A 12,793-nucleotide genomic window follows, 5' to 3' on the forward strand; every position below is an offset into this window, starting at 1 on the left:
GTGGACGACGCACTTCTGCGGACCCTCACCCCCACCGTGATCGGCGTCCTCGTCCGGCGCGGAGCCGACTTCGCGGCGGCCGAGGACGCCGTGCAGGACGCCCTGATCGAAGCCGTGCGCGCGTGGCCGGACAACCCGCCGCGAGACCCCAAGGGCTGGCTGGTCACCGTGGCCTGGCGCAAGTTCCTCGACGCCACCCGCGCCGACAGCTCCCGCCGAAACCGCGAGGTGCTCGTGGAGGCAGAGCCCGTACCCGGCCCGGGCGAGGCGGTGGACGACACGCTCCAGCTGTATTTCCTGTGCGCGCACCCGTCCCTGACACCGGCCTCGGCCGTCGCGCTCACGCTGCGCGCCGTCGGTGGCCTGACCACACGTCAGATCGCGCAGGCCTACCTCGTGCCCGAGTCGACCATGGCCCAGCGGATCAGCAGGGCCAAGCGGACCGTCTCGAGCGTCCGGTTCGACCAGCACGGCGACGTCGCCACGGTGCTGCGCGTGCTCTACCTGGTCTTCAACGAGGGCTATTCCGGGGACGTCGATCTCGCCGTCGAGGCGATCCGGCTCACCCGCCAACTGGCGGCCATGACCATCCATGAGGAGGTCGCGGGCCTGCTCGCGCTCATGCTGCTCCACCACGCCCGGCGTCCGGCACGGACCCGCACCGACGGCAGCCTCGTGCCCCTCGCCGAGCAGGACCGCAGCCTGTGGAACACCCGCCTGATCGCCGAGGGCGTCGACGTGCTCCAGACAGCCCTCGCCCGCGACCGACTGGGCGAGTTCCAGGCCCAAGCTGCCATCGCTGCGCTCCACGCCGACGCCCAGAAGGCCGAGGAGACCGACTGGGTGCAGATCGTCGAGTGGTACGACGAACTGGTCCGCCTCACCGACAGCCCGGTGGCCCGCCTCAACCGCGCCGTCGCGGTCGGCGAGGCGGACGGCCCGAGAGCAGGCCTGGCTGCCCTTGCGGGGCTCGACCCCACCCTTCCCCGGTACTCCGCGGCCGCAGCGTACCTACACGAGCGCGACGGTGACCCTGCGACCGCAGCGCGGCTCTACGCCGAAGCTGCCCGGTCGGCGCCCAACCTCCCCGAACGCGACCACCTCACACGACAGGCCGCGCGGCTCAACACGCAGCTGCGCAGTTGAACCGCGTCGTATGTGTCGGTTGCTGAGGTGATTGGTTGAGGAGAGGGACGTTGGTTGTTGTGGTGAGGACGGTTGGTTCCTGCTGACACAACTACGGAGGTGTTCGGTAAACCATGGCGTTCCGTCACGGGCCGAATCATATCCTCGTTAGGGATGAAGATTGACCGGCAATGACCAGCGGTTGCGCGATTCGCGATCCAGTTGTCCCCTGAGTGCCTGAGTGTCGGCCGATGTGTTCCACTCCCCCGTGACCGCTCGGCCGCCCTGGCAGGCCCTCTCCCCCGCTCCGGCATCGGGACTGAATCCCCAGGGTCCGAGCAATGGGAACGGGATGAATGAGGTCGGGAGTTGTCAGTGGTAGTGCCACTACCCCGGCTCCGTGAAATAGCCACGCCAGAATTCGGGTAATCGGCGCGTTCCGTCCGAGTCCGAGTCAGATGTGTTGGATTCCGAGGGGCCTGATGCGGTGTTGCCGACGATCATGCAGAGACGACACACACGGTGGGGATCCCACGTACTGCCCTGCCGCCGAGTCCCCCACTCCCCCACTCCCCCGATGGACGGACTTCAGAACCAGCCTTTGCGCTTCGCCCAGACGAGGAGTGCCCCGGACATGGCGAGCATCACGAGCACGATCGCGGCGACCGAGAGCCATTGTGTCCGTTCGTTCACGATCACATTCATGCCGATGATCGAGGACAAGGCAGTGATCGGCAACGTGACGGCCGCGATGACGGCGAGTCGCTCGGCGGCGATGGTCATCTTGGTGTTCGTGCGTGCCTGGTAGAACTCGATCGTGCCCTGGAGGTAGTCCTTCTGGCCCTTGGCCATCACGGTCAGATGCTGGAACTGGTCGACCGCATCGAGCAGGAGATCCTGCCCCTTGCCGGTGCCGAACGCCTCGATGGTGACCATTCGGCCGTAGACCTCTCGGCTCAACGCGGCCATGGTCCCGACCGTGAGCAGACCGTGTCGCACCCGGAACATCTCGTCGAGAAAGGTTTCCGGGTTACCGAGGTGCCCGCCGGTCACCTGTTGCTCGAGCTTCCACACGTCCTTGGTCAACTCGGCGGTGTACGCCCGCATCCGAGCCGTCAACGCGGCGAGCAACGCGAACGACAATTCGAACCCGGTGACCGGCTGCAACTTCCCCGACTCCAGCCGGCCCAGTACCGTATTCACCTCGACCATTGCGGTCGAGGGATCGATCGCAGGATTTACCGGGCCGTGCACCGTCACCAGGTACCGGCTGCCGATGAACTGGTCCAGTTCGACGTAATGTACGTGTCCGTGCGCTCCTGACTGCGGCGCGTGCAGAACCACGAAGAAGTGGTCCACATATCTATGCACCTTCGGCACCTGATTGCGGTTCATCGAATCCCGCACGGCGAGAGGGTGAAAGCCGAAAACCGTGGTCAATGCGTCGTCCGCCTGATCGTCCCAGGTCGGGACATCCACCCAGACCAACCCGTCGGGGCGGTCGAGCAACTCCCTCAGTTCCGTCACCGCACACGAACGCACACCGTCACGGGAGATGAAGCGGATATCCATATCGGCCTCCTCGCCACGACGGACCGTCACCTCTGTCATAGCACTGCGAGCAGAGACGAGAGGAGACTGAGGACATGGCTGACGACAGGACTGTGCTGGTTGTGGTGGACGCTGCGAACGTCGTCGGCTCGCGACCCGACGGTTGGTGGCGTGATCGTGCCGGCGCGGCCCGACGATTACTCGCCGAGCTCGCCACCTTCGAACAGCGCCTGGATCAGCCCGCCGAGGTGGTGGTCGTCCTCGAGGGCGCGGCGAAGGCCGCCGTCACCGGAGCGACGAGCGCGGAATTCGAGGGCCTGCGGGTGGTATCGGCGGACAGTTCGGGCGACGACGCGATCGTCGACGTGGTGGCCGCAGCCGCCGAGGCGGACGGCGACCGGCCGATCATCGTCGTCACCGCAGACCAGGGACTCCGCAACCGAGTCGAGGCGCTCGGGGCCCACACGTTCGGTCCGCGCTGGCTCCTGGACCGTATCGACTCCTAGCAGTCCCGCCGGTCAGCGGTGGTGCGCGGACCGCTTACCGTCGGTGACCACGAGGTCGAGGATGCGGCCGCGGACCTTCCTCCGCACCAACCCCCACCGTCCGTGGTCGGCCAGCGCGGCACGGGCCGCGTTGTACCCACACATACCGTGGACACCGCCGCCCGGGTGGGTGGCCGAGCTCGCCAGGTACAGCCGGCCGATCGACGTGTCGGGCCCGGACGAACCGGGGGTCGGGCGGAAGACGAGCTGCTGGTACAGCTGGGCGGTGCCGCCGTTGACGGCGCCGCCGTGCAGGTTCGCGTTGCTCGCCTCGAGATCGCCCGGACGCTGCACGTTGCGCCCGACCACCCGCTCGGCGAATCCCGGCGCGTGCGATTCGAGCATCGCGTCCACCCGGTGCGCGAGCAACTCCGCCGACTCGTCGTCCGTGATTCCCCGCGGCAGATGGGTGTAGGCCCAGGCGCTTTCGGTTCCCTCGGGCGAACGGCTGGGGTCGGATGTCGTCATCTGACCGAACAGCAGGAACGGGTGGGTCGGGATCACGCCTGTGGTCAGGTCGGCCATCCACCGGACCAGTCCGTTGTCGTCGGCGCCCAGATGCACGGTTCCGGCGGATTCGAGGCTCCGCGAGCGCCACGGAATCTTGCGGTCGAGTGCGTAGTTCACCTTGACGACGGGGGTATCCCATTCGAACTTCTCCAGGTCGGCTCGGACGCCCGCCGGCACCACGGAGGAATCCAGCAACCGTCCGTACAGTGCGGGCGCGGAGACATCCGCGAGCACCGCGCGTCTGGTCAGATAGCGGTCGCCGCCCGCAGTCCGAACCTCTGTCGCCACTCCCCCGGTGACCTCGATCGACGTCACCTCCTCGCCGCAACGAATTTCTGCGCCGTTCCGTCTCCCTCGTTCCGCCATCGCGGCGGAGAGTGCGCCGGCCCCACCGACCGGGACGACGTACCCGTCGTCCTGCGCGAGCATGGTCAGGAGATATCCCATGACTCCGCTTCCGGGTGCGTCGACCGGTGTGTCGGCGTGCATTGCGTTGCCCAGCAACAACACCCGGGCGGATTCCCCGTCGAACAGCTCGTGCGTCATCCGGCGTGCGGGCAGCATGAGGAAACGCACGAGCCGGAGTGCTTCCGCGGTGCCGAGCTGCGACAGCAGTCGTCGTGGTCCGCGGACGGGGGGAAACGGGCTGAACAGGGTGTCGAGGAACGGTTCCTTGACGTCCTTCCACTGCTCGAAGAGCCGGAGCCACGCCTGTCCGTCCCCCGGTTGCCTGCGCTCGAGGTCGGCCGCTGTGTCAGTGGGGTCCCGGTGGATCAGCGGGGCATCGTCGTCGTCCGGGTACCTGGGGTGCCCGACCGCAGCGGGCGCCTGACTCCATTGCAGACCCACACCCTCGAGGTCGAGGTGCCGGATCGCCGGCGACACCGCCGCCAGCGGATAGAACGCACTGAACAGGTCGGTACGGAAACCCGGGAAGAGTTCGGCCGACCTGACGGCGCCACCCGGTTCCGGTTGCTGTTCGAGGAGGACGACATCCCAGCCGGCCTCCGCCAGGGTGGCCGTCGCGGCGAGACCGTTGGGCCCGGCTCCGATGACGACGGCGTCGACTGTCCGCACTGTCACGGCGTCAGGGTTTCGTGTTTCGCTCGGCGAGGAACGAGAGCCGGCGCAGGCACTCCAGATTTCGGGGGAGGACCGCGAGGTCCTGCGCCGTCCGCGGAACCCACTTCAGCGGTACGGAGGCTGCGGCCTCGGACATCTGGAGGTGGCAGCCGGATCCACGCGGCTCCAGTCGCAGTCGCACAACAGCCTTCGTGGGCGTCACCTGGGCCAGCAGCCGCAGTTCACGATTCTCTTCGGCGAACAGGACCTCGGTGGAGTCGTCGATCAACGCGGGCCAGGCACCGACCGAGTGATGCAAACGGCTTCCGACGGCGGGCCAGTCGGCGGAGACGGCACGCATGCGTGACGCCCCGACCACCCAGGACGGGTACAGCCATCCGTTGGCGAGAACGGACCACACGTCCGAAGCCGAAGCCGACGTGTCGCAGTGTGCTTCGATGACGACCACTCCCTCGAACGAGTACCTCATGGACTCCCAGCGCTTACCCACGTTCCCCGGATCGAAAACGTGAGCTACGCAATGGTCGCCACGCACCGGGCACTGTGGTTTGCTCGAGCCTATGTCTTCGGAATCCTCTACCGCCGTGAGAGCAGCGCTGTTCGACGTCGACGGCACGCTGGTCGACTCCAACTATCTGCACGTGCGAGCGTGGCAGCGAGCGTTCCGGGAGGTCGGGCACGACGTCGACGCGTGGCGGGTGCATCGCGCGATCGGACTGGATTCGTCGCTTCTCCTGGAATCGCTACTCGGCGACGACGCGGACACGCTCGGGGACCGCGCGAAGGACCTCCACAAGACGTATTACCTCGGCGCGCGGGACAGCATGCGGCCGCTCGCCGGCGCCCGGGAACTGATCCGCGAACTGCACGGGCGTGGTGTGCAGGTCGTCCTCGCCACCTCCGCTCCCGAGGAGGAGCTGGACGTGTTGCGGGAGGTCCTGTCGGTCGACTCGTACATCGCGCACACCACGTCGTCCGAGGACGTCGATTCCGCCAAACCGGATCCCGGAGTGGTTCGCGCAGCGATGGACCGCTCGTCCACGTCCTCGGACACTGCGGTGATGGTGGGTGACGCGGTGTGGGACGGCAAAGCGGCGTCCCGCGCCGGGGTCACCTTTGTCGGTCTCCTCAGCGGCGGAATTTCCCGCGCCGAATTGACAGAGGCCGGCGCGGAGGCGGTGTTCGAGGATGCACAGGACCTACTGGACCACCTCGAGTCCAGTCCGCTCGCGAGGCTGTTGGGGTCCTAGGCTCCGCGGGACGACCACGCCTGCGCGATCTCGGGATACGCGTCAGCGATCTCGTCGACACGCTCGTCGGTCGCGGTGTCTATCTCGGCGCGATGGCGCTGCGCTGTGACCAACGGCCCCTCCGATCCCCCGGATCCCGAACCTCCGGCAGGCGCGTTCGCCTCCCATTCGTGGATCACCTCGTCGAGGCGAAGTGCGACGAATTCCTTCTTGCTCTCAGTCATCACCTGTTCCTTTCGTTGCGTCGTGCCGAAAACGCCGTGGTTTCACGACTGTGCCCCTACGCCCTCACCGGCTGCGAACCGCGATTCCGAATCGGTGACCAGCCCGATCGACACGAGTGGGCGGGGGAAGAGCAGATCGGTGAGGTAGGCAAGAGCGACCGCCCAGCGGTTGGCCGCGTTCGGCATCGCGTAGAGGTGGTAGGCGCGCGTGACCACCTTCGCGAGGAACCCCGACAGCTGAATGCCGAGGGGGTTCGCGACGGCGAACCCCGGGCCGAGATCCACGACGAGACCCATGTCGCGATGGCTGTACGGTTTCGGGTCGCCGACGCCCAGGCTTGCCGCGACGTTGCGGGCCAGGGCCTGTCCTTGCCGCACGGCGTGCTGGGCGGTGGGAGGGGTGACCGATCCGTTGTTCTTCGGATCGGGAACAGCCGCGGCGTCGCCGCCAGCGAAGACATCGGGATGCCCGTCCACCGAGAGGTCGGGGCGCACCGTCAATCTCCCCTTCTCGCTGGGTAACCCGAGCGTGTCGATGAGCGGGCTGGCGGTCACGCCCGTCACCCAGGCGACGGTGCGGGTGGGGACCACGGTGCCGTCGTCGAGCGTGACGTGGTCGGGTCCGAGTTCCGTGAGGGTGGTTTCCAGGCGCACGTCGATGCCCCGGGAGCGCAACACGTCCAGAACCTTGCCGCCCAGCTTCTCCCCCACCTCCGGCATCACCGTGTCGGCGGCGTCGAGCAGCAGAAACCGGATCTTCGCGGGGTCGAGTTTTCGCCGTGCGGCCGCTTCGTCGGCGAGGGCGCGCAGTTGCGCGGTGAGTTCCGTGCCCGCGTAGGACGCACCCACGACGACGACCGTTCGGCGGGCATCGGCAACCGAAGGGTCGGTGTCCCGCTCGGCGAGTTCGATCTGGGTGAGGAGCTGGTCGCGGAAGTACAGCGCCTCGGCCGGCGTCTCGAGCCCCCTCGCGTGCTCGGCGAGCCCGGGAATGTCGAACAGGCGGGTCACCGATCCGGGGGTGATTACCACCCGGTCCCAGGCCACGTCCTCGACGCCCTGCTCGCAGTCGGTCACGTGCACGGTGCGGGACTCGAAGTCGACGGAATCGACGCTGCCCTTCACCAGTTCGACGTTCGGCAGCGCCTCGGACAGAGGAACGGTGACGAACCGAGCGTCCAGGATTCCGCCCGCCACCTCCGGTAGGAGCGGGGTGTACAGCATGTAGTCGTGTGGCGAGATCATGGTGATGCGGGCATCGGTCCCCCGGAGACGCCGCACGAGAGCACGTGCGCATTCGAATCCGGCGAAGCCGCTTCCCACCACTACGATGCGAGTTGGCTCTCCAGCTGATTCGTTGGTCATACAGAACACTGTCCCCACCCTGGGATCGAACGAAACAATCGCCGGCGTCGCTGCACCGCGGTGTGAGGACGGCGAATACGGGTACTCGCCGTACCGAGAGCGATCGATGGGATCGAATGCGAAGGGCGGGAAGATGAGTGCCGTATCGAAGGCAATGTACAAACCGTTGGCGCTGGCCGCGAGTGTCGCCGGCGGAATCGCGGCCAGTGCGGTTTTCGGTCAGGTGTGGAAGCGTGTCGCCGGCGAATCGGAGGCTCCCGACCCCCAGGATCTCTCACGCAGCACCCGCGAAGTGCTGATCGCGGCGGCCGTGCAGGGCACCGTATTCGGCCTGGTCAAGGCGGCGGTGGACCGCGCAGGCGCGCAGGGATACCGGAAGCTGGCGCACGCCGACCCCCGGTAGATCGAGGCTGTTGTCATAGAACCCCTTAGGCTGAGCCGATGCGTACTCGTTTCGCGGAAAACCTCGACAGCCTGTCCGGCGATCTCGCCTCAATGTGCCGGCTGTCCGTTACCGCGATGTCGGAGGCGAGCGACGCACTGCTGCAGGCAGACCTCGAGCTCGCCGAGCACGTCATCGACGTGAGCGGCGAGCTCGACGATGCCGCGGCGCACTGGGAGAAGCGTGCCTTCGCCCTGCTGGCGCTGCAGGCACCGGTCGCGCACGACCTCCGATTCATGGTCGGCGGCCTCCACATTTCCGCGGATCTGCACCGCATGGGCGGTCTCGCTGTGCACATCGCGAAGATCGCCCGTAGACGGCATCCCGATCACGTCGTTCCCGACGAGGTGCTGGACGTGTTCACCGAGATGGGCGCCGTCGCCGTCGCGCAGGCGAGGGAAACCGAGCAGGTGCTGCAGCACCGCGATCCCGAGCGCGCACGCGGCTTGCTGACGGCGGACGAGGCGATGGACGATCTCCATCGGAGCCTGTTCACGATCACCCAGGCCGAGGACTGGCCGCACGGTGTCCAGTCGGCCGTCGACATCACCCTGCTCGGCCGCTTCTACGAGCGGTTCTGCGACCACACGGTCGAGATCGGCAGGCGCGTCATCTTCCTCGAGACCGGGAGCCTGCCCGAACAATGAGGGCGACTCCGGGTCAGCTCAACCCTTCCGCCGCGGCCACCGACGGCACCGGACCCCGGGTGTAGACGTCGAGGTGGAAGTCCGCGTCCCGGTACGCCCCGGCACGGTGGAGGCCGTCGGTCGCCGCGACCGTCTCGTGCACCGCGCGCCCGGTCTGCGGATACTCCGGTACCGAATGCTGCCAGTGGACCGCCACGAGGGTGCCACCCTCTTCGAGGGCGTCGACGGCACGTCCCAGCGTGGTCGTGAGGTCGGCGGGCGTCAGGTAGTACAGCACCTCACTGAGCACCACGAGGTCGAAGCTGCCGGGTGGCCACGGGTCGAGCAGCGATGCCCGGCCGAGTTCCACCCGGTCTGCCAGTCCTTCGCGACGCAGACGGTCCCGTGCGCTCTCCAGCGCACGCGGTACCACGTCGGTTGCGACGACCCGGTCGCAGCGTCGCGCCAGGTGCGCCGTGAGCACGCCGATCGAGCACCCCGGTTCGAACGCCCGCCGATAGTGCGGACGGGGCAGGGCCGCGAGAGTGAGCGCGTACTTGCGGCGTTCGTACCATCGTTCGTCGAAGCCCCACGGATCCGCCGATTCGGCGTACATCGTTTCGAAGTAGCCGGGATCCATCGCGCTCACCACAGCACCCATTCCGTTGTCCGCATCAGTCTCGCGAGCACCCACGGCGGGAGGATCGCGGCGTCCCGCGGGTCTTCGGAAAGCGGGAGAATCTGGGTGCGGAATTCGTCGACGGCACGGCGTTTGCGTTCCAGGATCTCCGCGGCCGGGGTCAGGACGCGTATCCGGTTCCAGGGCACCGCCGGATCGGCCGGCCGCGCCCAGTGCCACATCCAGACCGGATACTCGATCAGTCGGTGACCGGTGATCGAACAGGCTTCTGCCGCAGCTCTTCCGGTGGCTTCGTGATCGGGATGGCCGTCGCCTCGCCAGGTGGCGAGCACCCACACCCTCTCCGCTTCTCCGGGGGTCGCGGTGAGCACGTCGACGAGGCGGGTGGTGAGTTCGTGCTCGTGCGCGCTCACCCCGCCGTCCGGTATTCCGAGTCGCAGTGGTTCGCCGACACCCAGCAGTGCTGTCGCCTGGTTCGATTCCGCGATCCGTGCGGCGGCCAGTGCGTCGGGCGTCAGCGTCGGCGAGTCGGGGTGGGACGCCGCACCGTCCGTCACCGCCACCACCACGACGGGAATACCGGCGGCCGCGGCAGTGGCCATCAGCGCGCCCACACCGAGTACCTCGTCGTCGGGATGTGGTGCGACGACGACCAACCGGTCGCACTCCGCGAGTGGTACCGGCTGGAAGGGGGTGGACGCCAGCCACGGCTGCCATTCGTCCTCCGGTGTGCCGCGCGCGGCCACCGGGAGCTCCCGGAATCTGGTGCCGTTGTCCACTGTCAGTCCTCCCCCGCGACGAGTGCGCCGAGTGTCGCGAGATCGCGCTCGGCGTGGGATTGCCGGATGTACACGAGGAGGTCCGCGACATTGCGGGCATGGCCGGCATCCGTCGCGAGGGGCGCGGCACCCAGCGCGCGGCCGACGCGGTCGATAACGTCGCTCGCGGTCCGCTCGATCAGCGCCCGCACCCGGAACGCGCGCGTCTGAGCGGACCTCCGATCGAGGGGGCTCGCATCCACCTCCCCGGCCGCGGACTCGAATGCCCATCGTGCCGCGCTGACGGCGACGTCGATCGCGCCGAGGTGCGCGAGCTGGTGACTGTCCGCGCGGCCGCTCCGGGCCCGCACCCGCAGCGGTTCGGCGACGGCGAGCGCGCCCCCGAACCAGCACGCCGCCACCCCGATGCCGCCGTGCCAGAACCCGGGACGGTCGAGGTACTCGTCCGCAGCGCCGACCGGTCGCGCGGGAACGCCGTCGAACGTCACCGATTCGGTGTCGGTCGCCGCCATGCCCGAATTTCGCCAGCCTCCGTGGCCCGCCGTGACACCCGATTCCCGCAGGTCGACGGCGAACAGCCGGGGTTGCCCGTCGACTCGTGCCGTGACCAGGGCATGCGTGCACATCGACGCCCCGGAGCACCATGCCTTCGTCCCCCGCAGGCGCCACCCGGCCGCGTCGTGGGAGGCGTCCAGCACGGGGTGCGGTGGCTCGCTGGCCCACACACCCCAGAACTCGTTCCGGCCGGCGCGGGTCCCGTCGAGTTCGGCGAGGATCGCGTCCGCGTCTGCGTGCGCCTCGAGGAGCCGGCCGACCGAGAGGTCGTGGCGGCACCACTGCGTCAGCCGCGCCCATCGGGCTGCGGTCGAGCCGCCGCCCGGCAGCGGCAGTTCCGCGTCCCCCGAAAGGATGATCGCCCGCACTGCTGCGGCGGCGGGGCTGCTGTCGTGGGTCACGTCGGCGCTCATCGGTCCTGCAATCCCTCGAGGTACGTGGCGAACCCCTGCGGAGCTCGGGCCTCGACTCGCGCCGACGTCTCCACCGGGGCGTCGATACTCCACACCACGTTCGCTCCCCGCCCGACCATCCGCTGCACCAGATCCACGTCCTCGTGCGCGGGCAGTGCGGCAAAACCTCCCACCGCCCGATACAGATCCGCGGAGAATCCGAGGGACGCGCCGTGCACGTGCCCATGGGCGGCGCCGGACCGGTAGGCGCTGCCGTACCGCGACCGGACGTGGTCGGGCCAGCCCGACCAGTCGGTGACCGCCACCGTGCCCGCCACCAACTGCGCCCCACGACTCGCGTGCTGCAGGTGGGACGAGAGCCAGTGGGCGGGGACCTGCGAGTCCGCGTCCGTCGTGGCGAACCATTCGTGTGAGCGTGGGGCGACCCAGTCGAAACCCGCACGACGGGCCGCGCCGACGTTCCGCGCACCCAGGACCACGACGTCGACGTCCGCTTCACGGACGACGGCTTCGCTGCCGTCGGTACATCCGTCGAGCACCACCACCGTCGTGACCGGCACGGACACCTCCCGCGCGGCGGCACGCAACCCCTCCAGACAGTGCGGCAACAGCGCTTCTTCGTCGTGGGCGGGCACGACCACCGTGATGTGCTCGACGCGCATGACGTCCCCCTCCTGATCACTCACTGTTTCCGGGTTCAGCAAGTACCCAGTCCGTCGTCAGAGGAACCACAACCGTTCGGCGTTGACGACGGCAACCTGGTGCGCGACCGGGACGGGTAGCGCACCCAGCAACGTACGGATTTGACGTCCCCGGGTCTTCACCGTCTCCGCCCTGCCCACGGTGTCCGTGCCGACGACGAATCGGTCGCGATGCCGGGTGATCACTTCCACCCAGTCGGCGGCGACGTCGGAGCCGTCGACGATTCGATCCAGCAGCACCCACGACAGTTCGACGGTCAAGTTCGGGTGCCGACCCAGTAGTTCGCGGACCAGGCCCAACTGACCGCTGGGGTCGACGCGGCGCGACACGCCCGCGTGGCACCAGACGACGGAGGTCGACCGATGCCGTTCGAGGGCTCGCTCGAGTGCGCCGATGTATTCGTGCCTGCCCGGCATTCCGGTCGAGGCGGAGTCGTGATGGAGCGAGATCGGCACCTCCTTCTCGGCGCAGAACGCGAGAACCTCGTCCATCGCCACGTGGTCGGGAGAGGGCACCTCGCCGAGCGTGAGATTCGTGAGGTCGTCGTGCCGGAACATGACCTCACCGACACCGGCCCAGCGATCGGTGCGACTCCACACGAATTCGACATGCTCGACCGCGAGGCGGTCGGTGGGATCGAAACCACAGACGAGCGGCGCCACCGTCAACCGGCCGTCGGATTCGAGTTCGGGTAGCAGGTCGAGGACGATGGCGTCGGTCAGCGAGTGGTAATGACACGGCGCGTTGTCGTCGAGGTAGTAGTCCGGCCGCACCGGCTCGGCCGTCGACCACTTCTTCTTCAGCGGGAGACCGAACACCACGGCGCGCTGCGCACCGGCGTCGACCAGGGTGTCGCGTAATTCGTGCACGGCGGCGGGATGTTGCAGGAAGTCCACCAGATGCACGTGCGTGTCGATCCACTGAGCAGAGGCCATGTGGTCCGATATACCAGCAATTCCCGCGGGAGCCGACTCTGATTCGGG

General features: G+C 68.1%; 15 protein-coding genes. 5 read left to right on the forward strand and 10 right to left on the reverse strand.

From position 1 onward, the window contains the following. Complete coding sequence (locus QM806_RS22880; RefSeq protein WP_005575080.1) at positions 1-1,146, forward strand: RNA polymerase sigma factor; 1,146 nt, start codon at positions 1-3, stop codon at positions 1,144-1,146. A 567-nt stretch (positions 1,147-1,713) separates the two neighbouring features. Here the strand turns inward: QM806_RS22880 and QM806_RS22885 are convergent. Beyond that, positions 1,714-2,697, reverse strand: coding sequence for a magnesium transporter CorA family protein (locus tag QM806_RS22885; protein ID WP_043794220.1), 984 nt, complete (start codon positions 2,695-2,697; stop codon positions 1,714-1,716). A 74-nt stretch (positions 2,698-2,771) separates the two neighbouring features. Here QM806_RS22885 and QM806_RS22890 point away from each other — a divergent pair, with 74 nt between their 5' ends. After that, positions 2,772-3,182: an NYN domain-containing protein gene (locus tag QM806_RS22890; protein WP_005575084.1), complete on the forward strand. Its 411-nt coding sequence runs from the start codon at positions 2,772-2,774 to the stop codon at positions 3,180-3,182. A gap of 12 nt (positions 3,183-3,194) precedes the next feature. Here QM806_RS22890 and QM806_RS22895 read toward each other — a convergent pair whose 3' ends face one another. Both QM806_RS22895 and QM806_RS22900 read right to left on the reverse strand, forming a co-directional pair. After that, positions 3,195-4,814 (reverse strand): phytoene desaturase family protein, encoded by a 1,620-nt coding sequence (locus QM806_RS22895; protein WP_120661139.1) that lies wholly within the window; start codon positions 4,812-4,814, stop codon positions 3,195-3,197. A gap of 4 nt (positions 4,815-4,818) precedes the next feature. Further along, positions 4,819-5,262: an SRPBCC family protein gene (locus QM806_RS22900; protein ID WP_037203471.1), complete on the reverse strand. Its 444-nt coding sequence runs from the start codon at positions 5,260-5,262 to the stop codon at positions 4,819-4,821. Between the two features lie 112 nt (positions 5,263-5,374). Here QM806_RS22900 and QM806_RS22905 point away from each other — a divergent pair, with 112 nt between their 5' ends. After that, positions 5,375-6,064 carry an HAD family hydrolase gene (locus QM806_RS22905; protein WP_120661138.1) on the forward strand — a complete coding sequence of 230 codons (690 nt, stop codon included), beginning with the start codon at positions 5,375-5,377 and terminating at the stop codon, positions 6,062-6,064. On the opposite strand, the gene QM806_RS22910 is transcribed toward QM806_RS22905, so the two are convergent. After that, the gene (locus tag QM806_RS22910; RefSeq protein WP_005575089.1) at positions 6,061-6,288 is read right to left on the reverse strand and encodes a hypothetical protein; all 228 of its coding nucleotides are present in this window, start codon (positions 6,286-6,288) and stop codon (positions 6,061-6,063) included. The genes QM806_RS22905 and QM806_RS22910 overlap by 4 nt on opposite strands. Positions 6,289-6,330: 42 nt before the next feature. Continuing rightward, the gene (locus tag QM806_RS22915; protein WP_120661137.1) at positions 6,331-7,653 is read right to left on the reverse strand and encodes an NAD(P)/FAD-dependent oxidoreductase; all 1,323 of its coding nucleotides are present in this window, start codon (positions 7,651-7,653) and stop codon (positions 6,331-6,333) included. A 133-nt stretch (positions 7,654-7,786) separates the two neighbouring features. On the opposite strand from QM806_RS22915, the gene QM806_RS22920 reads away from it, so the two are divergent. Together QM806_RS22920 and phoU are read left to right on the forward strand one after the other, a co-directional pair. Further along, positions 7,787-8,056 carry a DUF4235 domain-containing protein gene (locus QM806_RS22920; RefSeq protein ID WP_054246545.1) on the forward strand — a complete coding sequence of 90 codons (270 nt, stop codon included), beginning with the start codon at positions 7,787-7,789 and terminating at the stop codon, positions 8,054-8,056. Between the two features lie 38 nt (positions 8,057-8,094). Beyond that, positions 8,095-8,742, forward strand: a complete 648-nt coding sequence (gene phoU / locus QM806_RS22925) for a phosphate signaling complex protein PhoU (RefSeq protein ID WP_005255784.1) — start codon at positions 8,095-8,097, stop codon at positions 8,740-8,742. 13 nt (positions 8,743-8,755) lie between these two features. On the opposite strand, the gene QM806_RS22930 is transcribed toward phoU, so the two are convergent. The 5 genes from QM806_RS22930 to QM806_RS22950 are packed head-to-tail and all read right to left on the reverse strand — an operon-like array spanning position 8,756 to position 12,745. Beyond that, complete coding sequence (locus QM806_RS22930; protein WP_043794229.1) at positions 8,756-9,373, reverse strand: class I SAM-dependent DNA methyltransferase; 618 nt, start codon at positions 9,371-9,373, stop codon at positions 8,756-8,758. Beyond that, on the reverse strand, positions 9,367-10,140 hold the full coding sequence (locus tag QM806_RS22935) for a PIG-L deacetylase family protein (RefSeq protein ID WP_005575095.1): 774 nt from the start codon (positions 10,138-10,140) through the stop codon (positions 9,367-9,369). The genes QM806_RS22930 and QM806_RS22935 overlap by 7 nt, the downstream gene beginning before the upstream one ends. Positions 10,141-10,142: 2 nt before the next feature. Beyond that, on the reverse strand, positions 10,143-11,108 hold the full coding sequence (locus QM806_RS22940; RefSeq protein WP_064080453.1) for an acyl-CoA dehydrogenase family protein: 966 nt from the start codon (positions 11,106-11,108) through the stop codon (positions 10,143-10,145). After that, positions 11,105-11,770 carry a glycosyltransferase family 2 protein gene (locus QM806_RS22945; RefSeq protein ID WP_005570634.1) on the reverse strand — a complete coding sequence of 222 codons (666 nt, stop codon included), beginning with the start codon at positions 11,768-11,770 and terminating at the stop codon, positions 11,105-11,107. The genes QM806_RS22940 and QM806_RS22945 overlap by 4 nt, the downstream gene beginning before the upstream one ends. Positions 11,771-11,827: 57 nt before the next feature. Further along, on the reverse strand, positions 11,828-12,745 hold the full coding sequence (locus QM806_RS22950; RefSeq protein ID WP_054246534.1) for an amidohydrolase family protein: 918 nt from the start codon (positions 12,743-12,745) through the stop codon (positions 11,828-11,830). Positions 12,746-12,793: the final 48 nt, after the last annotated feature.

Source organism: Rhodococcus sp. IEGM 1351, from assembly GCF_030056875.1.
Taxonomy (GTDB): domain Bacteria; phylum Actinomycetota; class Actinomycetes; order Mycobacteriales; family Mycobacteriaceae; genus Rhodococcus_F; species Rhodococcus_F opacus.